This window comes from Leucobacter sp. HNU, assembly GCF_047946755.1.
Taxonomy (GTDB): domain Bacteria; phylum Actinomycetota; class Actinomycetes; order Actinomycetales; family Microbacteriaceae; genus Leucobacter.
On sequence record NZ_CP178837.1, the window covers coordinates 1,073,515 to 1,093,945 of the forward strand.

At 70.4% G+C, this 20,431-nt stretch carries 18 protein-coding genes and 3 pseudogenes; 6 read left to right on the top strand and 15 right to left on the bottom strand.

Translation table 11 applies throughout. The features are described from left to right. Positions 1–533: 533 nt before the first annotated feature. The 4 genes and pseudogenes from AB3K78_RS05210 to AB3K78_RS05225 form a co-directional block, all read right to left on the bottom strand. On the bottom strand, positions 534–2,147 hold the full coding sequence (locus tag AB3K78_RS05210) for a cytochrome b (RefSeq protein ID WP_416446744.1): 1,614 nt from the start codon (positions 2,145–2,147) through the stop codon (positions 534–536). Further along, positions 2,144–3,223, bottom strand: coding sequence for a Rieske 2Fe-2S domain-containing protein (locus tag AB3K78_RS05215; RefSeq protein WP_416446745.1), 1,080 nt, complete (start codon positions 3,221–3,223; stop codon positions 2,144–2,146). Before AB3K78_RS05215 ends, AB3K78_RS05210 begins: the two co-directional genes overlap by 4 nt. Before the next feature lie 46 nt (positions 3,224–3,269). Then, positions 3,270–4,069, bottom strand: a pseudogene (locus AB3K78_RS05220) (c-type cytochrome). Between the two features lie 19 nt (positions 4,070–4,088). Further along, a complete protein-coding gene (locus tag AB3K78_RS05225; protein ID WP_046456342.1) occupies positions 4,089–4,712 on the bottom strand; it encodes a cytochrome c oxidase subunit 3 in 624 nt (207 codons plus the stop codon). 247 nt (positions 4,713–4,959) lie between these two features. Here AB3K78_RS05225 and trpD point away from each other — a divergent pair, with 247 nt between their 5' ends. Together trpD and ybaK are read left to right on the top strand one after the other, a co-directional pair. Beyond that, a complete protein-coding gene (trpD, locus tag AB3K78_RS05230; protein ID WP_416446746.1) occupies positions 4,960–6,021 on the top strand; it encodes an anthranilate phosphoribosyltransferase in 1,062 nt (353 codons plus the stop codon). 32 nt (positions 6,022–6,053) lie between these two features. Then, positions 6,054–6,560 (top strand): Cys-tRNA(Pro) deacylase, encoded by a 507-nt coding sequence (gene ybaK / locus AB3K78_RS05235; protein ID WP_416446747.1) that lies wholly within the window; start codon positions 6,054–6,056, stop codon positions 6,558–6,560. 49 nt (positions 6,561–6,609) lie between these two features. Here the strand turns inward: ybaK and pdxY are convergent, their stop codons facing one another. The 5 genes and pseudogenes from pdxY to AB3K78_RS05260 all read right to left on the bottom strand — a co-directional run bounded on the left by pdxY (position 6,610) and on the right by AB3K78_RS05260 (position 12,209). Continuing rightward, positions 6,610–7,461 carry a pyridoxal kinase PdxY gene (gene pdxY, locus AB3K78_RS05240; protein ID WP_416446748.1) on the bottom strand — a complete coding sequence of 284 codons (852 nt, stop codon included), beginning with the start codon at positions 7,459–7,461 and terminating at the stop codon, positions 6,610–6,612. A 92-nt stretch (positions 7,462–7,553) separates the two neighbouring features. Continuing rightward, on the bottom strand, positions 7,554–8,159 hold the full coding sequence (locus AB3K78_RS05245) for a phosphoribosylanthranilate isomerase (RefSeq protein ID WP_416446749.1): 606 nt from the start codon (positions 8,157–8,159) through the stop codon (positions 7,554–7,556). A gap of 68 nt (positions 8,160–8,227) precedes the next feature. Continuing rightward, on the bottom strand, positions 8,228–8,782 hold the full coding sequence (locus AB3K78_RS05250; protein WP_416446750.1) for a glycosyltransferase: 555 nt from the start codon (positions 8,780–8,782) through the stop codon (positions 8,228–8,230). 797 nt (positions 8,783–9,579) lie between these two features. Further along, positions 9,580–10,686, bottom strand: a pseudogene (locus AB3K78_RS05255) (CDP-glycerol glycerophosphotransferase family protein); the annotation flags it as partial. A gap of 140 nt (positions 10,687–10,826) precedes the next feature. Then, positions 10,827–12,209: a PLP-dependent aminotransferase family protein gene (locus tag AB3K78_RS05260; protein ID WP_416446751.1), complete on the bottom strand. Its 1,383-nt coding sequence runs from the start codon at positions 12,207–12,209 to the stop codon at positions 10,827–10,829. 249 nt (positions 12,210–12,458) lie between these two features. Here AB3K78_RS05260 and AB3K78_RS05265 point away from each other — a divergent pair, with 249 nt between their 5' ends. Together AB3K78_RS05265 and AB3K78_RS05270 are read left to right on the top strand one after the other, a co-directional pair. Further along, complete coding sequence (locus tag AB3K78_RS05265) at positions 12,459–12,938, top strand: GNAT family N-acetyltransferase (protein WP_416446752.1); 480 nt, start codon at positions 12,459–12,461, stop codon at positions 12,936–12,938. 103 nt (positions 12,939–13,041) lie between these two features. Then, entirely contained in the window at positions 13,042–13,995 is a 954-nt protein-coding gene (locus AB3K78_RS05270; RefSeq protein ID WP_416446753.1) for a beta-ketoacyl-ACP synthase III, read from the top strand. Between the two features lie 17 nt (positions 13,996–14,012). Here AB3K78_RS05270 and AB3K78_RS05275 read toward each other — a convergent pair whose 3' ends face one another. Together AB3K78_RS05275 and AB3K78_RS05280 are read right to left on the bottom strand one after the other, a co-directional pair. Then, complete coding sequence (locus tag AB3K78_RS05275; protein WP_416446754.1) at positions 14,013–14,378, bottom strand: hypothetical protein; 366 nt, start codon at positions 14,376–14,378, stop codon at positions 14,013–14,015. Continuing rightward, positions 14,375–15,013 (bottom strand): hypothetical protein, encoded by a 639-nt coding sequence (locus AB3K78_RS05280; protein ID WP_416446755.1) that lies wholly within the window; start codon positions 15,011–15,013, stop codon positions 14,375–14,377. The genes AB3K78_RS05275 and AB3K78_RS05280 overlap by 4 nt, the downstream gene beginning before the upstream one ends. A 121-nt stretch (positions 15,014–15,134) precedes the next feature. Between AB3K78_RS05280 and AB3K78_RS05285 the strand changes: the two genes are divergently transcribed. Further along, positions 15,135–15,704, top strand: a complete 570-nt coding sequence (locus tag AB3K78_RS05285; protein ID WP_416446756.1) for a hypothetical protein — start codon at positions 15,135–15,137, stop codon at positions 15,702–15,704. A gap of 25 nt (positions 15,705–15,729) precedes the next feature. On the opposite strand, the gene AB3K78_RS05290 is transcribed toward AB3K78_RS05285, so the two are convergent. Beyond that, on the bottom strand, positions 15,730–16,707 hold the full coding sequence (locus AB3K78_RS05290; RefSeq protein ID WP_416446757.1) for a TIGR00730 family Rossman fold protein: 978 nt from the start codon (positions 16,705–16,707) through the stop codon (positions 15,730–15,732). 74 nt (positions 16,708–16,781) lie between these two features. On the opposite strand from AB3K78_RS05290, the gene AB3K78_RS05295 reads away from it, so the two are divergent. Beyond that, a complete protein-coding gene (locus tag AB3K78_RS05295) occupies positions 16,782–17,585 on the top strand; it encodes an aspartate dehydrogenase domain-containing protein (RefSeq protein ID WP_416446758.1) in 804 nt (267 codons plus the stop codon). 24 nt (positions 17,586–17,609) lie between these two features. Here the strand turns inward: AB3K78_RS05295 and AB3K78_RS05300 are convergent, their stop codons facing one another. The 3 genes and pseudogenes from AB3K78_RS05300 to AB3K78_RS05310 all read right to left on the bottom strand — a co-directional run. Then, positions 17,610–19,064 (bottom strand): MFS transporter, encoded by a 1,455-nt coding sequence (locus AB3K78_RS05300; RefSeq protein ID WP_416446759.1) that lies wholly within the window; start codon positions 19,062–19,064, stop codon positions 17,610–17,612. Continuing rightward, positions 19,061–19,645: a M20/M25/M40 family metallo-hydrolase gene (locus tag AB3K78_RS05305; protein ID WP_416446760.1), complete on the bottom strand. Its 585-nt coding sequence runs from the start codon at positions 19,643–19,645 to the stop codon at positions 19,061–19,063. Before AB3K78_RS05305 ends, AB3K78_RS05300 begins: the two co-directional genes overlap by 4 nt. 311 nt (positions 19,646–19,956) lie before the next feature. Beyond that, positions 19,957–20,403: pseudogene (locus AB3K78_RS05310) on the bottom strand (M20/M25/M40 family metallo-hydrolase); the annotation flags it as partial. Positions 20,404–20,431 lie beyond the last annotated feature (28 nt).

Below are 20,431 nucleotides of genomic sequence, written 5' to 3' on the forward strand. Positions count from 1 at the left end.
TGTGCCGGGAACGGGCAACGGGCGCGTGCGAGGCGAGGAGCTGCCGCGTGGGCTCGGCAGCCAGCAGCGCCTCGCAGGAATAGCGTGAGACCCGGCGACGAGTTGCAGCGGGTCTGGTCCGGACACCTCGACTGTGCGTATCTCCGCTTCGGGTCCTGCGTGCGGTCGGATCCGCCGACTCGGGTGGACAGCGTCCTGGTGATATTGCCGGACCGGGTGAGCCGGGAGGGAGCTGCCGGGGGCAGAGTTCGGATGCAGTCGTCAGGAGGGGAGCGCCATGTGAGCGGAGCCTGCGCGAGCAGGTTTCGCGAGGGGAGTGATTGTTCCTTTGTCGCAACATCTTCCCTTGCGAGATTCTCTGATCCGAGGTCCTCGCGGTGAGCGCTTCTGCACCGAAACCTGCTCGCCCGAGGTCTCCCCGACGGATCTGCCCGACGGATCTGCTGGACGAGGACCGACCCACTCGCAGCAAAACGGGTGGGCCTCCGCAGGAACGAATCCTGCGGAGGCCCACCCGTTTCTCAAGCCGAGGGTCAGTGGCCCTCGTGGTGACCCTGCTCGATCTCACCCTTGGTCGGGGGAACGATGCGATCCTCGAAGAACCAGCGGCTGACACCGGCGCGCAGACGACGGGAGAAGGGGATCTTGCCCTCGTCGTTCGGGCGGAGCATGAGCGGCTCGTAGTCGTGGTAGCTGACGAGCTTCCAGGACTCGTAGTCGCTGAGCGGCTTGTGCACCTCGATGAACTCGCCACCGGGCATGCGCACGATGCGTCCCGACTCGTAGCCGTGCAGGGCGATCGAGCGATCCTTCTTCTGCAGGCCGATGCAGATGCGCTTCGTCACCTGGTAAGCGATGATCGGGCCCAGGATCAGGAGCGCCTGCAGCGCGTGGATCACGCCCTCCATGGAGAGCTGGAAGTGCGTCGCCATGAGGTCCGAGCTCGCGCCGGCCCACATCACCGCGTAGAAGGTCACGCCGGCGGCGCCGATCGCGGTACGCGTCGGAGCGTTGCGGGGACGGTCCAGGATGTGGTGCTCGCGCTTGTCGCCGGTGACCCACGCCTCGATGAAGGGGTAGATCATGACGATCACGATGAACAGGCCGATGATGATCAGCGGCAGGAGCATGTTGAACGACCAGGTGTAGCCGAACCACTCCGCCTCGAGCCCCGGCGGGACGAGTCGCAGCATGCCGTCCGCGAAGCCGATGTACCAGTCAGGCTGGGTACCGGCCGACACGGGGGACGGGTCGTACGGGCCGTAGTTCCAGATCGGGTTGATTCCGACGAACGATGCGATGAGCACGATGACGCCGAACACGATGAAGAAGAAGCCGCCGGCCTTCGCCGCGTACACGGGCAGGACGGGGAAGCCGACCACGTTCTGCTGGGTCTTGCCCGGTCCGGCGTACTGCGTGTGCTTGTGGATGACCACGAACGCGAGGTGCAGCGCGACGAACAGGATCACGAGTGCGGGGAGCACCATGATGTGCAGCATGTAGAGGCGTCCGACGATCGCGGTTCCCGGGAACTCTCCGCCGAAGAAGAAGAAGGAGAGGTAGGTGCCGATGACCGGGATCGCCTTGATGATGCCGTCGATGATGCGGAGGCCATTGCCCGAGAGCACGTCGTCGGGGAGCGAGTAGCCGGTGAAGCCCTCGGCCATCGCGAGGATGAAGAGGACGAAGCCGATCACCCAGTTGAGCTCGCGCGGCTTGCGGAACGCACCGGTGAAGAAGATGCGCAGCATGTGCAGGCCGATGGAGGCGACGAAGAGCAGCGCGGCCCAGTGGTGGACATGACGCATGAGGAGGCCGCCGCGCACCGAGAAGGAGATGTCGAGCGTCGACGCCATCGCGGCGGACATCTCGAGGCCCTTCATGGGCACGTAGGGACCGGTGTAGTGGGTCTCGACCATGGACGCCTGGAAGAACAGGGTCAGGAAGGTGCCCGACAGCAGGATGACGACGAAGCTGTAGAGCGCGACCTCACCGAGCAGGAACGACCAGTGGTCGGGGAACACCTTGCGGCCGAACTCCTTGACGGCGACACCGATCTTGGTGCGCTCGTCGATGTAGTTCGCCGCGGCGGCGGTGAATCGGCTCGATCCGCTCGCGGTCGAGGTGGTGGTGGCGGTGCTGCTCACTTGAGACGCTCCCAGAAGCTCGGGCCGACGGGTTCATGGAAATCGCTCTGCGCGACGAGGTAGCCCTCTTCGTCCACCGTGATGGGGAGCTGGGGAAGGGGGCGCTTCGCCGGGCCGAAGATGACCTTGGCGTGCTCGGACACGTCGAACTGCGACTGGTGGCAGGGGCAGAGCAGGTGGTGCGTGCGCTGCTCGTAGAGCGCGACCGGGCAGCCGACGTGGGTGCAGACCTTCGAGTACGCGACGATGCCGTTGTACGACCAGGTCTTGCGCTCGGGGAGCTCCTTGAGGTCCGCCGGATCGAGACGCATGAGCAGGACGATGGCCTTGGCCTTCTCGTCGAGCACGTGCTCGGCCTCGTGCAGGTTCTCGGGGATCACGTGGAAGGCCGAGCCGATGGTGACGTCGGAGGCCTTGATCGGAACGCCGGAGGGGTCGCGGGCGAGACGGACGCCCTTGTCCCACATGGTGTGCTTCAGCAGTTCCACCGGGTCCTTGTCCTGCGGAGCGAGGCCGCGGAGCAGGGTGATGCCCGGGAGCGGGAACGCGACCAGGGCGCCGATGAGGCTGTTGCGCACGAGCGAGCGGCGCGAGAAGCCCGACTCCTTGTCGGCGAGCTCGAAGACCTCGGCCGAGGCCTCGCGGGTGGCCGTGTCGCTCGCGACGGGGTGGCGCTCGTCGATCGACTCGTGGTCGGCCATGAGGGCCTTGCCCCAGTGGACGGCCCCGATGCCGACGGCGAGCAGCGCGAGCGCCATGCCCAGACCCACGAAGAGGGTGTTCAGGCGGATCGCCATGAGATCCCCGGTCTCGATGGGGAAGAACATGTAGGCGAGGACCGAGCCGAGGCTGCCCGCGATCGACAGGTAGAAGAGGGTGAAGACGATCCGCTCGGAACGCTTCTCCTTCTTCGGATCGGTGTCGGTGACACGCTTCCGGTGCGCAGGAAGGCCCGGGTTCTGAACGGCGTCGTCGGAGATGACGGCGGTACCGACCGCGACGTCTCCTGCTGCGCCGTGGCTGCGGGCTGCGACAGCGGCGCTATCGCTGCCGCTGTTCATCGCTTCCTCTGCCATGTTGCTCCTTGATTCGTGATGTTTCACTGCTGATCCGCGTTCGTCGTCAGTTCGACTTCGCGGTGACCCAAACGGTGAAGGCGATGACGATGCCGAGGCCGATCACCCAGATGAAGAGGCCCTCGGCCACGGGACCGATCGAACCGAGCGTGATACCGCCGACGGCGGGCTTGTTCTCGATGTACTTCAGGTAGGTGATGATGTCGGCCTTCTCCTGGGGGAGATGTTCGCATCGTTGAAGACGGGCATGTTCTGCGGGCCGGTGATCATGGCCTCGTAGATGTGCGAGGGTGCGACGCCGGTCAGCTTCGGCGCGAACTTGCCCTGGGTGAGCGCACCGCCGGCCGCGGCCACGTTGTGGCACATGGCGCAGTTGATGCGGAAGATCTCGCCGCCCTTGGCCGCGTCGCCGTCGGCCTGGAGGTACTTCGAGTCGGGGATCGAGGGCCCGGGAGCCAGCGACGCGACGTATGCGGCGAGCTCGAGGGTCTGCTCCTCGGTGAACTGCTTCGGCTTGACCATGCCCTGGGGGCCCTGGAAGGCGAGGGGCATGCGGCCCGTGCCGACCTGGAAGTGCACTGCGGCGGCACCCGCACCGACGAGGGTGGGGCCGTCCTTGGTGCCCTGGGCGTTCATGCCGTGGCAGGTGGCGCAGTTGGCGCCGAACAGCTTCTGACCGGCCTCGATGGTCGAGGGAGCCTTCATATCGACCTCGGCGGTCGCGGAGGTCTGGCTGAACCCGGCGTACGCGCCGCCGGTGACAAGCAGACCGATGGCGACGAGGGCCACGGTCGCGAGCGGGTGCCGACGGCCGGACTTGCGGAGGTGCTTCTTGGCGCGAGCCATGTGACGAGTGCTCCTGACCTTACTTGAGGACGTAGATGACGAGGAAGAGGATGATCCAGACGATGTCGACGAAGTGCCAGTAGTAGGACACGACGACGGCCGTGGTCTCTTCCTTGTGCGTGAAGTTCTTGACCGCGTAGATGCGGCCGATCACGAGGAGGAAGGCGATGAGGCCGAGGGACACGTGGATGCCGTGGAAGCCGGTGGTCATGTAGAAGGCCGCGCCGTAGGGGTCAGCGCCCTCGCCGCCGAGGGTCACGCCCTCCGAGACGAACGTCGCGTACTCCCATGCCTGGCCAGCCACGAAGATGGCGCCCATGAAGAACGTGAGGTAGAACCACTCCACGGCGCCCCACTTGAGCGGGCTCTTGCCCGTGGCGCGCGGCTGCATGCGCTCGGCGGCGAAGACGCCGGCCTGGCACGTGAACGAGGAGGCAACCAGGATCAGCGTGTTGATCAGCGCGAAGGTGAAGTTGTGCTTTTCGGTCTGCTCGGCCCACAGCTCCGGGTTCATCGCCCGCAGCGTGAAGTAGATCGCGAAGAGGCCAGCGAAGAACATGACCTCGCTGCCGAGCCACACGATCGTGCCGACAGCGACGATATTGGGTCGCTTCACCGTGGGCACGGCTGACTTCGTATTCATAGTGGTCGTTGTCACCTCTCCATTATGGCTGAAAGTTCGGTGTGGAAATCGCACCCGAGCGCGGCGTGCCGAACTTTCGGCGAGACCTCTCGAAAGCCTACCGCGGTTCGGAGCCGATCTTGGCCGCTCAGGCGGCGCCATGCCCGAAGATCCTGCGCAGAAGCTCGGTGCGGGCCGGGGGATTCCTGCCCCGCGGGCGCCGGGCGCCGCTCGCGGGCGCGTGTTTCCGCGCCGATAGGATGGCCGCATGATCGACGAACGCACCTGGCCGACCGTGCTCACATCTCTCCTCTCCGGAGACGACCTCAGCGTGTCGCAGGCGGAGTGGGCCATGGCGGAGTTCATGGCGGGCTCCGCCACCCAGGGGCAGATGGGTGCGTTCCTCGTCGCGCTGCAGTCGAAGGGCGTCACCGTCGACGAGATCGTCGGGTTCCGCGACGCGATCCTCGACGCGGCCCAGCCGATCGACCTCCCGGCCATGTCGCTCGACATCGTCGGGACGGGCGGCGACCGCTTCGGCACCGTCAACGTCTCCACCATGGCGTCCCTCATCGCAGCGTCGGCGGGCGTGCCGGTCGTGAAGCACGGCAATCGCGCGGCGAGCAGCAAGTCCGGCTCATCCGACGTGCTCAGCGCTCTGGGCGTTCAGCTCATGCTCGAGCCCGCGCAGCTGCGCGCGGCGTTCGACCGCGCCGGAATCGCGTTCGTGCATGCGGCGAAGTTCCACACCGGGTTCCGGCACGTCGCTCCCGTTCGAGCCGAGATCGGGATCCCGACGGTCTTCAATTTCCTCGGCCCGCTGTGCAATCCCGTGCGTCCGGAGGCCTCGGCCGTCGGCGTGGCCGACGTGGAGCGCGCACCGCTGATCGCCGGAGTGTTCCAGATCCGAGGGGCCTCGGCCCTCGTGTTCCGCGGCGACGACGGGCTCGATGAGCTCACCACCACCGGGCACTCCCGGATCTGGGAGGTGAGCCGGGGTAGCATGACCGAGCACGACCTCGACCCGCGGGACCTCGGGATCGCGCGCGCACGCATCGAGGATCTGGTCGGGGGGACGCCGGACGAGAACGCCGACACGGTTCGCCGCGTCCTCGCGGGCGAGCGGGGCCCGGTCCGCGACATCGCGGTGCTCAACGCCGCAGCAGGCCTCGTCGCCTTCGACCTCGCGAAGACGCCCGAGTCCGTCGACCGGCCGATCCTCGAGCGGCTCGCAGAGCAAATCCGCAACGCGGAGGAAGCGATCGACTCGGGTGCGGCCTCGGCCAAGCTCGACGCCTGGGCGCGCGCGACCAGCGAGGCCGCCGCCTGACGGCGGTTCCGTCGACGAGTCGAGGGGATGCCGTGGCCAGATCGAGCCGAGTGCCCGCGACTCCGGCGACCCGTGCACTGCAGCGCGCCGGGATCCCGTTCGAGCCGCGCGTCTACGCGCACGACCCGCGCACGACCGATTACGGTGCGGAGGCGGTCGAGCTGCTCGGGGCCGAGCCGGAGCGCGTGTTCAAGACGCTCATCGTCCGGTTCGCGCCGTCCGACCGCAACCGCGGCGGCGCGGCCTGCGCGGTGATCCCGGTCGGTCGACGGCTCTCCACCCACGAGCTCGGCGCCGTGCTCGGCGAGAAGGGGATCGAGCTCGCGGATCCCGCGTTCGCCGAGCGGCGCACGGGATACGTGGTCGGCGGGATCAGCCCGATCGGTCAGCGGACGCCCGTGCCGACGGTCATCGACGAGAGCGCGTGGGGCTTCGAAACGGTGCTCGTCTCGGGCGGGAGGCGGGGATTCGATCTCGAGCTCGCCCCGGAGGACCTGCGCCGCGTGCTCGGCGCGCGGTCCGCGGCCATCACGGCCTGAGGGGCCGGGAGGTGCGGGAACGGCGCACGCCGCACCCGCACGGGACCGCTCAGCGCAGGCGCCGCGCGGTGAAGGACGCGGTCGGGGCGACGTACTCCTCCTGGGATTCGACCAGCTGCAGCTCCCGCTGACCCGATTCGAGCGTGTTCTTGAGGAGGCCGTAGACGCTCGCGGCCGAGCGCTCGAGCGCGAACGACAGGTCTCCGGTGCGCCGGAAGTGCGCGGAGAACAGCGCGGCGGTCACATCGCCGGAGCCGTTGGCGTGGAATGGCAGGTGCGGCGTCTGCACGACCCAGGCGCCATCTTCGCCGACCGCCAGCATCTCGATCGTGTCTGCGGGACGGTCGGGACGCTCGACGCTCGTGACGAGCACGGTGCGCGGGCCCTGCGCGCGCAGCAGCTCCACCGCGTCGAGGGTCTCGTCGATCGACCTGGGATCGGTGCCCGTGAGGAACCCGAGCTCAAACTGGTTCGGGGTGAGGAGGTCGGCGTGCGGCACGACCCGGTCCCGGATCAGCTCCTGCACCTCGGGCTTCACGAAGCAGCCGGAAGTCGCATTGCCGAGCACGGGGTCGCAGGCGTAGACGGCGTCGGAGTTGCGCCGCTTCACCCGGTCGACGGCATCGAGTATCGCATCGCCGATGTCGTCGGCTCCCTGGTAGCCCGAGAGCACGATGTCGACGTCGTCGAGACCGCCGCGCTCCTCGATCCCGGTGACGACCTCGCGCACGTCCGTCCCGCTGAGCAACGGGCCGCGCCAGGCACCGTAGCCGGTGTGGTTCGAGAAGTGCACCGTGAACACGGGCATCACCTCGATCCCCATGCGCTGCAGGGGGAAGACCGCGGCCGAATTTCCGACGTGGCCGTATGCGACGGAGGACTGGATCGAGAGGACCTTCATAGTCTTCGATCCTGGCACTGGTCCAGGTCGTGGTCCAGTCCGGACGAATCGCGATGGACCACGAAGGGCGCGGCCGGGCGTCCGGCCTCCGATCAGGCGGCGCGCGCCGCGCGCACGAAGCGCTCGATCGCGCCGAGATCCTTGACTCCGGGCGAGGACTCGACGCCGCTCGAAACGTCGACGCCCCATGGCTCGACCTCGCGGATCGCAGCCGCGACGGTGTCCGGCGAGAGCCCGCCCGCGAGGATCCAGCGTTCGCCGAGCCTCCCGCGGTCGATCGTGCCGAGATCCCAGGTCTCTCCGGACCCTGCGCGGGCGCCGTCGAGCAGCACGAGCTCTTCGCCGTGGTCGCCCGCTCGAAGCTCGGGCTCGCGATCGAGCGAGGTCGCCCGCCAGACCCGCGGGAGCCGTGCGACGGCGACGGCGAAGTCGTCGTCCGAGTAGCGGCCGTGCAGCTGCAGCACGTCGAAGCCGAGGGCCTCCACGGTCTCGACGGCCTCCTGCACGGGCATCTCGCGTACGACGAGCACGGTGTCGACCGGGCGACCGGCGACCGCCTCGAGCACGGCGCGGGCCTGCTCGGGGCTGGCGTGCCGCGGGCTCGGCTCGCTCATCACCACGCCCACCGCGTCCGCGCCGAGGTCGGCGGCGCGTGTCGCGGCCTCGGCGGTGGTGAGCCCGCAGATCTTGACGTACACGCTCGATGCCTCCCGAATCGCCGATGCTGCTGCCATCGTAGCCCGCCGGGCGGGACGGCGGACCGGCGTCAGGCCGCAGGAGCCGCGGGATCGCCGAGTTCGAGCACGCGTTCGAGCTCGACGGTGACGTCCGCGACGTAGTCGTCGAACTCCAGGCGGCTCGGCGGGACCTCTCCGCGCAGGTAGGCGAGCATGCCGTCGCGCAGCGCCGCGTCGTCGGTGGCGACGACGCGGATCGTCGGTTCCGGCAGGGCATCCTCCACCGACGCGAACGCGGTGGACACGATCGGGAGTCCGCACAGGGCGGCCTCGAGGAGCACCATCGGCTGGCCCTCGTAGTTGCTCGACAGGACGAAGCAGTCGGCCGCCATCAGGAGCGAGACGGGCTGGTTCCGGCGGCCGGAGAGGAACGCGCAATCCTGCAGACCCGCCTCGACGATCTGCGCGGCGAGGTCCGACTGGAGGGGGCCGCCGCCGACGATGAGCAGGCGGGCCGAGGGGTCCTCGGCGTGCACCTCGGCGAATGACCGGATGAGTCGTGCGTGGTTCTTCTCGGGGAGAGCCGGCCGACCGAGATGAACCACTTCGTGGTCCGCTCCGGATTCTCGAGCTCCCGCATCCACACCGGCGGTTCCTCGTCCTCCCAGAGGAGGTCCGAGATGCGGTGCTCGGGCGACGGCATCGCCGAGGTCGCGGGGAAGTTCCGGACGGTGGTGAAGTGCGAGGGCGGAGCGAACTCCGCGAGCTCACGACGATTGACCTCCGTGAGCCGCGGGGAGACGGAGACGAGCGCGTCGAACCCGCGGTAGAGCCGGAACACCAGGCCGAGGGAGCGCTGCATGGGCCGACGTCCGCCGACGGTCCGCATGCGATCGGACGCCATCTCGTTGTGCAGCCAGATGGCGCGGGGCGTCTCGGGGGCCTGCAGCAGCAGGTTCGCCCAGAACGGGCTGTATCCGCTGAAGTCCGCGACCCAGTCGAAGCGTGCGGAGCCGAAGATCCGATGCCACTCGTCCTTCCACAGCGAGTCGTGCCACTGCTCGTTGCCGGGCAGGAGCGGTATCGAGGCGAGGTCGCGTACGCGACGGCGGAGCTGGAAGAACTTCGAACCGTTCATACCGCCCATGCGCATGACCAGCCGAACGCGGGGGTCGATCCGGTCCTGATTGGCGCGCGGCGTCGCCGCCTTGAAGTACGGCGTGAGCGCCGTCACATCGTAGCGATCGTGGTCGATGCGGCTCAGCATGTTCATGGCCGAGCTCGTGATGCCGTTCGAGCGCATGCCGCCCAGGTAGAACATCAGACGCTTGCGGCCGTCGGTGCGGGCGCGGCGCACGCGGTACCCTTCGCGGTCGCCGCCGAAGACGATGTCGATGACCCGTCGGGTCGCTCCGCCGTCCTCGAAGGGCGTGAAGCGCTCGGCCCACTCCGCATAGCGTTCGTGCGGCTCGGGCGCGGCACCGCCGACCGGGCCAAGCAGCCGTGCGACGTGCGCGACCGCTTCGGCGGGGTCCGCCGTGACCGGTCCGGGCAGCTCGTCGAGCGGCATGTAGGTGCCTCGGGTATCGGCGTAATCATCGGCGTCGGGCGTGAAGAAGACGATGGGGCGGCCGGTCGCGAGGTAGTCGAAGAAGATCGAGGAGTAGTCGGTGACGAGGGCGTCGGCCGCGCCCAGCATGACGTTAGTCGGGATGCTGTTCGGCACCAGCATGCGGCGCAGCTCCGGACGATCCTCGGCGAAGCCGTGCACGACCTGGTGGGTCTTGAGGAGCAGGACCTCGTCGTTGCCGAGGGCGGCCTGCATGGCGCTCGCATCGGCCACGAGTGCGTCGATGTTGTCCTCCGGCGACCCGAACGATGCACCGCGCCACGTCGGGGCGTAGAGCACGACCCGGCGTTCGCCGACGTCGAGACCGGCGCGGCGGAGCTCTGCGCGGACCTCGATCAGCTGCTCGGGGCTCAGCCGCTGGCGGTCGATGCGCGGGTAGCCCTCCTCGATCAGTTCGCCGCCGTATACGTTCGTGAGCCGGTAGGACTGCTCGTACATGCGTTCGGCCATGAACGGATTCGCGGCGAGCAGGAAGTCGGCGCTGAGGAAGTTGCGCAGCGTGTTCGCCGACTGGTGCGCGCCGTCGGGCATGTCGAAGCCCATGAGCTTCAGCGGGGTGCCGTGCCAGGTGTTGAGGTACACCTGACCGGTGCGCTTGCCGAACGCCGGCGGGAACGTGGCGTTGTTCACGAGGAAGCCGGAGGTCGACAGCGCGCGCCAGTAGTCGACGCCGCCGCGCCGCACCGCGGACACTCGAGGGTGGTCGCCGAACTCGGCCTCGAAGCGAGCCAGAACGGTCGGATCGGAGATGGCCCAGACGTGCGAGAGGCGCGCGTGCCTCGGGTCGTCGAGCAGCTCGCGGAAGATCGCCTCCGGGTTGCAGAGGACCCCGTTGCCGGCGAAGGACTCGTAGAGCACCTCGTCGGGCTGGATGGGGCGACGTCGCTGGAGGGCGATCCGCTCGGCGGTCACCGCCATCTTGGCTCGCCGAGCGTACCGACGGATCTTCTTCACAGGCCTGCGCACATCAGAAGATTATTCCGCAGGCGACCTTGGAACTCCCCATCCGGCGGGGCGCGCCGCCGGATCCCGGGTGCCCGGCGGCCCGGAGGTCCCGGTCACGCGGCGAGCAGCGACCCGATCCTGCGAACGCCCTCGGCGATCTGCGCCGGCGTCGCGGCGCCGTACGAGAGCCGGATGAACGGAGCCGGCGGTTCGTCGACGAAGAAGTGCCGTCCGTCGCCGACGAGCACGCCTCCCGCGCCCGCCCGGTCGGCCAGCTCCCGGGTGTCGACGTGCTCGGCGAGTCGGACCCAGAGGTGCAGGCCGCCACCGGGGACCCGGGGGATGCGGGCGTCGGGCAGGGTCGTCCTGACCGCGGCGACCAGCGCGTCCCTCCGTGCGCCGAGCTCGCCGCGCAGCCGCTTGAGGTGCCGGGGCCAGGCCGGAGAGGTGAGCAGGCCGGCTGCGATCTCCTGCAGCAGGGGAGCGACGCCGAGATCGTCGGCGGTGCGCGAGGCTCGCATCCGCTGGCCGGCCGGACCCCTGGCGATCACCGCGCCGATCCGCAGGCCGGGCGAGGCGGGCTTGGCGAGGGTGGTCACTGCGACGACGTGGCCGTGCGGGTCCTCGGTGAAGAGCGGAGGGGGAGTGCTGCGATCCAGGCCCAGGTGCCGCGCCCAATCGTCCTCGATCACGAACGCGCCGTGCTGCGCGGCGAGTTCGAGCACGCGCGCGCGTCTTTCGGGGCTGAGGACGGCGCCGCTCGGGTTCGCGAAGCCCGGCTGCAGGTAGATGACGCGTGCACGGGTCCGCTCGAGTTCGGCAGCGAGGCGATCGACGAGGATCCCGTCGGCGTCCGCGGGGACGGCGGCGAGCCCGAGCCCGGCGCTCTGCGCGGCGAGGATCGCCCCCGGATAGCTCGGGCTCTCGGTGATGACGGTGGACCCGGGTTCGGCGAGGGTGCGCATGGCGAAGACGAGACCCTGCTGGCCTCCGGGCACGATGAGGACGTCACCCGGATCGGCGCGGTAGTCGGCGGCGAAGACGCGGCGGAGCTCGGGGGAACCGGCGGGCGGCGTGAGCTGCCAGGCGCGCGATCCGCGCGCGGCGCGGGCGCCGATCCGCTGAAGCTCCTCGGCCGGCAGGAGCTCAGCCGCGAGGTAACCCCAGGACAGCGGGATCTGATCGGCGGAGCCGTGGCCGCCGAGGCGGGAGGCGCGATCGGGGTCCACGCGCGTGCGGCCCAGCGTCTGCGATTGCCAGGCGAAGTCGGGGTCGCGTCGGAGTGCGCGTTCGGCGACGAAGGTGCCCCTGCCCGGTTCGGCTCGGACGAGGCCGAGGGCGCCGAGTTCGGCGAGTGCGGCGGAGACGGTGGCGGCGCTCGCTCGGAACTCGCGCGAGAGTTCACGCACGCCGGGCAGCTTCGAGCCCGGGGCGGCGGAGACGATGCGGCTGCGCAGTTCGGCGGCGAGCGCTGCCGATCTGTTATCGTTGTTCATGAAGCTATTAGATAACGTTACCCAGTTTCGGGCAAGAGTGTTTCTCTCTGTGCCGCTGGCGGCTTCATCGATCCCCGAGTCGGGCGCGCGCGGATGCGCCGCAGCGAGCGGGGGTGCTGCTGAGCGGCCGGTCGCTGCGCGGCGCCGATCCCGTGCGACCCCGATCCCGCGCGGGCCGCCTCCCGGCCGGGCCGCGAGCTCGGCACCCCTGCAACCCGACACCACAGTGACGAAACCGGAGCATTTCCCATGACGCAGCACACCACCATCACGACCGCCCCCACGATCCGCGCACTCGTGCCCGCCGACGAGGCGCGGTGGCGCGAGCTGTTCCGCGCGTATCGCGAGTTCTACCGGCTCGAGGAGTCCGAGGAGGTCGTCTCGAGGGCCTGGGCCTGGATGATGGATCCCGCCCACGAGTGCGGCGCGCTCGTGGCCGAGACGGACGGAACCGTCGTCGGCTTCGCGCACCATCGCCGCTTCTCGTCGCCCTACACGGGCCGCACCGGCATCTTCCTCGACGACCTGTTCACCGATCCCGGGGCGCGCGGCCGCGGGGTCGGGCGCGCCCTCATCGGCCGCCTCACCGAGATGGCCGACGCCGAGGGGCGGAGCGTCGTGCAGTGGGTGACCGCCGAGGACAACCACCGGGCGCAGGCGCTCTACGACACCCTGGCCGAGCGGACCCGCTGGGTCACCTACGAGGCGGATCCCGCCGCCCGGGCGTGATGAACCCGCGGTCCGCGGGGCGGCGGTGGCGAAGCACCGGCCGGTCCGCGGACCGCGCTCGCGCATGCCGGGTCCCGGATGCGGTGAGGAGTAGCGTGCGGCCGTGAAAATTTTCGAGATGCGCGGTTCGCGCCTGCTGGGTCTCGGGCATTTCCAGCCCGAGCGCATCGTGACCAACGACGACCTGGCCACGATGGTCGAGACGAACGACGAGTGGATCCGCAGCCGCACGGGCATCCGCGAGCGCCGCATCATCGGCGATGGCGACTCGGTGCTGTCGATGGCGGTCGCCGCCGCGCGCATGGCCTTGGAGGATGCCGGCGTCGCGCGCGTCGACCTGGTGGTGCTCGCATCGACCACGTCCGAGCACCGGAGCCCGAACGCGGCCGGTCGCGTGGTCGCGGAGCTCGGACTCGACGGCGCGGCCGCCGTCGACATCAACACCGCCTGCTCGGGATTCGAGTACGCGCTCGGCATCGCCGAGCAGGCCGTCCGCACCGGCAGCGCCGACTCGGCGCTCGTGATCGGCGCCGAGGCGCTCAGCGCCTTCACCGACTGGACGGACCGCAGCACCTGCGTGCTGACCGCGGACGGTGCCGGAGCCGTCGTGGTCGGGGCGTCGGAGGAGCCGCGGATCTCCCCGGTCGTCTGGGGCACCGTGCCGGGCCTCACCGAAGCGGTGCGGATCGACGGGTCGCCCCAGCGCTTCTCCCAGGACGGACGCAAGATCATGCGCTGGGCGCTCACCGGGGCGGCGCCGATCGCCGAGCGGATCCTCGACTCCGCGGGGGTGAGTGCGCGCGAGATCGACGTGTTCGCGCTGCACCAGGCGAACCTGCGGATCATCGAGCCGCTGACGGACGCCCTGGGGGCCTCCGTGCAGCAGATCGTGATCCGCGACATCGAGGAATCGGGGAACACCTCCGCGGCGTCCGTACCGCTCGGCCTGTCGAAGGCCTGGCATCGTGGCGAGCTGCCGCACGGCGGCACGGTGCTGCTCTTCGGTTTCGGTGGCGGCTTCGCCTATGCGGGCCAGGTCGCCGTACTGCCCGAGTAGCGGTCCGGCGGCCCGGATCAGGCGACTTCGGCGTGCAGCCGGCCCTCGCCCCACTCGCGGAGCAGCTCGACGAGGGCGGCGACCTGCTGCTCGGTGAACCGCGCCGGGATCTCGTGCGCCTCGCCCGCGCCGAGCAGGATCCGGTGCGCGGCGTCGGGTGCGCGCCGGATCTGCTCGGGGACGAACTGCTCGGTCGGCGTGAACACCGGATCCTCGCCGAGGTCCTTCGAACGTGCGCCGCGGTCGGTGAGCAGGAACCCGTACGCGCCGATCAGCGTGCTGTCGGTGCAGGCGAACAGGATTCGTTCCCCGGCGTCGACGGGCAGCTTCTTCGCGAGCTTCGCGAAGTGCTTCGCGTGCTTCGGATCGTCCGGCAGCTTCACCGCGTTCCCCAGCCCCAGCTCGCGGACGCGTCCGAGCAGTCCGGTCGAGGTCGGGGGAGCGGGGCGAGCTCCGCGCCGGCGCGCTGGAGTGCTTCCATCGCGGCGACGAGCAGCTCGGAGAGCAGGACGCCGAGGCCGGACGCGGTGTCCGTATCGATGAGCGAGCGAGCGAACTCCCAGTCGTAGGAGGACGAGGCGGAGGATACGATCTCGGACGCGGAGCCCGCGATGCCCCCGCTCCCGACGAAGAGCGGATACTGCCGCGTGGTCGCCGTGCCGAATACGCCGTCGACCTGGTCCTTGACCACGAGCCGACGGTCCGTGAGCAGGAAGCCCTGCGCCTCCCGGCGCCCGGTGAACCGGTTGACGACGTCGTAGCCGATCCAGGCGAGCGGGAGCTCGTCCGCGCCGGCGGGCTCCGGGAGTACCAGCTGCTCGACCGCGTGCCAGAAGCGGTCCGCGCCGTCCTCGTAGTCGGGGTGCCGGTGGCCCGCGATGAACAGCAGCTCCTGCTCCCGCGGGGCGGTCGCAGCGCGCTCGGCGATGGCCGCGGTGACGGCCGCGTGGGTCCGGGCGCGCGTGTCCGACAGCGCGGCGAGGTACTGTTCGAGCGATCCGGCGGGGTCGGTGGGCATGGCGGCTCCTCGGGGTCGGGCGCCGACGGGCGCCAGTCGATACCTGATTAGAGTACGGGAAGTGCGGTGGGTGCTGTGCCGGGTGCGGGCGCCCAGGGGCGCGGGTTACCATCGAAGCACTGTGACCGCTTTCACTCAGACCGCCCGCACCGGATCCGTCCGGTGGTCGCGCGTGCGCGGGATCGGGGCCGTCGCGGGCGTCGCCGTGCTGCTCGGCACGGCCGCGCTGGCACCGCTCTCCATGCCGAACGCCTTCGCGAGCGATGGGACTGGCGTCGCCGTGGCCGCTCGGACGCAGAACTTCGCCGCCGCCGATAGCGCCGAACCCGTAGTCGACCTCGGCATCTCCGACATCGAGCGGATCGGCGCGACGAACGCGGCGGCGAAGTCGCCCAGCAAGCAGCTCGTCGGCGCTCCCCTCTACACGCTCGCGCAGTTCATGTTCAGCGGCGCGATCGAGTGGGGCGGCTACAAGTTCACCTACTACAGCCAGCAGGTGCTGCCGGGGCAGGGCCTGGAGGTGCCCGGGCGGCACGTCAACGAGGACGGCTACGTGAGCGACGGCGACGGCTTCATCGTGCTCGCGGGCTCAGCCCCCAAGGGAACCGTGTTCCCGACCCCGTTCGGATACCAGGGCAAGATCTACGACCGCGGCACCGTCGGCAACCACCTCGACGTCTACATCCGCTGAACGTCGCGGCTCGGCAGCGCCAGCATCACCCCCACTTCGCCGGGGGCGGCGTCCACTCCGACAGCCGGCGCAGCAGCGTTTCGGGATCGCGCTCCACGATCAGCGAATCGAGGTACCGCTCGGCGAGGAAGCCGCGGTCCGCCATGTCGACCAGCGCCGCGAGCATCGGCTGCCAGTACCCGTCGAGGTCGACCAGCGCGACCGGGCGATTGGCCAGGCCGAGGTTCATCCAGGTGAACGCCTCGAAGAACTCCTCGAGCGTGCCGGGCCCGCCCGGGAGCGCGACGAGCGCATCTGCGAGGGCGATCATGCGCCGCTTGCGGGTCTGCATGTCGGGAACGACTTCGAGGCGCGTGAGGCCGGTGTGGCCGATCTCGCCGTCGACGAGGCGCTGCGGCATCACCCCGAACGCGTCCCCGCCGCCCGCCAGGACGGCATCAGCGACGACGCCCATGAGGCCGACCTTGCCACCGCCGTAGACGAGGTCGATGCCCCGCGCGGCCAGCGCCGCGCCGAACGCCCCGGCCTCGCGGACGATACCGGGATCCAGTCCCAGCGCCGACCCCGTGTACACGGCGATCCGCTGCGGCGCGATCCCGGTGAGCGGTGCGCGACCGACCAGCCCGGGGAAGACGTGCTCCGAGTTGAGGGGCGCCATGCTCCCGTGCGGCGCCGAAGGGTCCACCCACTCCAGGTGCTCGATCTCGGCGCGAGGCGCATCGACGACGCGGAACGGGTGCTCGAACACCTCGGCGACCAGGGTGTGCCCCGGCTCGTTCGCGGCCCTCGTCGTGAAGCGGCCGAGGCCGCGCAGCAGCAGCGGATCCAGCTCGACCCCCAGTTCCTCGGCGAACTCGCGCACCGCCGTATCGCGGGGATCCTCGCCGGGCTCCGGCTTGCCGCCCGGCAGCATCAGCATCGAAGTGCCGCGTTTGCGCACGTTCAGCACCCGCCCGGACTCGTCCCGCATCACGACCGCACTGACCCGAATGGTTCTGTTCACCGCAGCAGCCTATCGAGACGCACCCGCGCGAACCCCGATTGGAAGCGGCGTCGCACGGCACCTAGGCTGGCCCCATGGCCCAGCAGTCCCCGCTCCGCGTTACCCTCCTCGGGCTCGGCGCGATCGGCGCGCGCGTGACCGACGGACTGCGGACCGGCGCGGCGCCCGGCGCCGTCCTGATCGGCGCGGTCGTACGCACACCGGGAACCGCGACTGCTCGGGGGATCACCGAACTCGACCTCGACGACGCCGTCGCCTCCAGCGACCTGGTCGTCGAGTGCGCGGGAGTCCCCGCCGCCCGCGAACTCGGCCCGCGGGTCGTCTCCGCAGGACGCGATCTGCTGCTCGTCTCGATCGGGGCTCTCGCCGACCCGCTGGACCGCGCGCGGCTGCTCGACGGCCCCGGCGTCTGCCGGCTCTCCACGGGGGCGATCGGCGGCCTCGACCTGCTGCGCGCCGCGACACGCGACGGCGGCATCACCCGCGCCGCGCTCACCACCACCAAACGCCCCGAGGCGCTGGTGCAGCCCTGGATGACCGGGACGGAACGCGCCGCCCTGCTCGGAGTCGACGCACCGACCCGGATCCTCACCGGCTCGGTGCGGGACGCCATCGAACGATTCCCCGGCTCGCTCAACGTCGCCGTCGCGCTCGCCGCCGCCACCGGTCTGTGGGAGGAGACCGAGGTGCGGCTGGTCGCGGACCCCGGCGCCCCGCGCACCGAGCACGCGATCGAGGCGTCCGGCCCCGCAGGGGAGTACCGCTTCACCGCCGCGAACGCCCCGCTTCCCGAACGGCCAGCGTCGAGCGGGATCGTGTCCCAGGCGGTGCTGCGCGGCATCGCCGACCTCGCGCGCCCCGGAGGAGCGTTCATCTAGCCGACCGTCGCCGGAACGGCGCCGCTACTCGCCGGCGACGGCGACCGGCTCGCGATCCTGGAACGCGGTACGCGGGACGAAGCACAGCAGCGCGGCCGAGCAGAGCGCGCTCGCGCCGCACACGATCCACACGATCAGGTACCCGGACAGCGACCCCGCCGTGGCCGACTCGTCGGCAGCGGCCCCCGTGGCGCCGTGCAGCAGCGCGATCCCGAACACGCAGGAGGCGAGTGCACCGCCGACGGTCTTCACCGAATTGGTCAGCCCCGTGGCGACGCCCGTCTGCGTCTCGGGCGCAGCAGACGCGGCAGCGGCCGGGAGCGCGGCGACGAGCGCCCCGGACCCCAGCCCCGCGACGACCATGTTCGCGACCACCTGGCCGTACCCGTCGTGGAAGGGGAGGAAGAGCAGGTACCCCGCGCCGATGCAGGTCGACGCGACCACGAGCGCCAGCCGGGGCGTGATGCGCCGGGCCAGCTTCGGGAACAGCAGCGCACCCGAGATCATCGCGATGAGGTAGAACCCGATCAGGAGCGACGCGCCGAACCCCGACGCCCCGAGACCGTAGCCGTAGCGATCGGGATCGGTGCGCGCGAAGGTCGACAGCGGAGCCTGCGCCCCCAGCACGCTCATCCCGAAGAGACCGGCGGTCAGGAAGATCGGCAGCAGCGCCGGCGACCGGAACATGCGCACGTCGATCAGCGGATCCGGATGACGCAGCTCCCACAGGGCGAAGGGAACGATGAGCACGAGACCGAGCCCCAGCGCCGCCCAGGGCAGCGGCTCGCCCGCGCCCTGCAGGCGGAGCAGACTGAAACCACCGGTCAAAGCCAGCAGCGCGAGGGAGATGAGTGACGCACCGACCCAGTCGAACTCGCCCCGATTCGGGATCCCGACATCGGACACCCCGAATCGGACGACGAAGAAGCAGATCACCACGCACACCGCGGGGACCGAGAGCACGACGGGCAGGGGCAGCACGTCGACGAGCGCCCCACCGCCCAGCGCACCCAGGATCGCACCCAGCTCGAGCGCCGCCACCAGGATGCCCGCGGCGCGCGTCGTCAGCACCGAACGCCCCTCGCTGCCCCGGGTCCGCGACCAGATGATCGCGATCTCCAGAGGCAGCCAGACCACATAGAAGCCCTGCAGCGCCCACGCCGCCAGGAACACCCCGAAGCTGTCGGTGAACGGCAGCACCGCGCTCGCCGCAGCGGTCACCGCGGTCGAGACGAGCAGGATCCGCTTGTGCCCGACCATGTCGCCGAGCTTCGCGAGCGCGGGCACGATGAGCGCGGACAGCATCAGCTGCGATCCCTCGAGCCAGTTCACGTCGGCGTCGCGCACCTGGAGGTGGCGCGCGATGTCGGTGAGCATCGGCGTGTAGTAGCCCTGCAGGATCCCGCTCGTGAACTCCACGAAGGCCAGCAGGCCCACGATGCCGGCGACGCTGCGGAGCGTGACGCGCGACACGGTCACAGCCCCAGCAGGAGCGTGCGGTGGAAGCGCTCGCCGCGTTCGAGTTCCGACACGGCGACCCGCTCGTCGACGCCGTGGATCGTGGCGCGGAGCTCGGCCGACATGGCGAGCGGCGCGAACCGGTAGACCGCCGGGCAGAACCGGTGGAAGTAGCGCGAGTCGGTGGCGGCCATCATCACGTAGGGAACCGTCGCCGCCTCCGGATGGGACGCGCCGACGGAGCGAGCGATGAGCGCGAACTGCGCATTGTCGGTGCGGGACTCCGCCGACGGCTCGCTCCCCTCGAGCACTTCGACTCGCACCTGTCGGTCCCCGATGCGGCGCGTCACCCGGCGCGTCGCCGAGGCGACGCTCTCGCCCAGGGCGATGCGCAGGTTCAGGGTCGCCGTCGCCTGCGACGGCAGCACGTTCGCGGCGGTGCCGCCCGACTGCATGGTCGCGGCGATCGTGGTGCGCACGAGCGCCGCCGGCTCGCCGCCGAGCCGTGCGAAGAGCCGCGCCGTGACCGGCGGCATCGCGGCGAGCGCGCGGAGCAGCATGCCGGCCGGACGATTGGCCCGAGCGGAGAGGAGCCGCAGCATGCGCGAGATCCCCGCGGGCGTGCGTGGGCGGAACGTCGTGGGGCCGAGCCGGTCGACCGCCCGGGCGATCCGGCCGACCGCGGTGCGGCTCGGGGAGCGGACGCGTGACCGCCGTCGCCGCGGGCGCTGAGCTGCAGGGTCGCGATGCCCTTCTCGCCGACGCCGACCATGGCGGCGGCCCCGCGCACGAAGGGGAGCGGCGCATCGACGACGGCGCCGCCCTCGTCGATCACCATCCAGGGAACGATGCCCCGCCGTTGCAGGGTCTGCGCGATCCCCTCAGCGGCATCGCCGAACGTCTCCTCGTTCCCGCCGAACGAGAGGTACACCTCGCGGGCCGGCACGAATCCCGCGGCCAGGAGGTTCTCGACCGCCTCCAGCACCACCAGCAGCGGGCCCTTGTCGTCGAGAGCGCCGCGCCCGAAGACGAAGCCGTCGTCGACGACTCCGGCGAACGGCGGATGCGTCCACTCGTCGCTCTCGTCGACGGGGACGACGTCGAAGTGCGCCATGAGCACGAGGGGCTCCCGTTCGTGCGCCGCACCTCGCCAGCGGTAGAGCAGACCGAGCGGACCGAGCCGTTCCAGGTCGAGTCGCTCGTGCACGAGCGGGTAGAGCTCGCGTAGCAGCTCGACGAAGGCCTCGAAGGGAGCGTCGCCCCGCGTTTCGTGCTCGGCCGAGACGGTGGGCAGCTGGATCATGCGCGAGAGGCGCTCGGCCGCGCCGTCGCGCGCTGCGACCTCGATGTCACTGGGCATGGCAAAACCCTAGTGGGTCGGCACGATG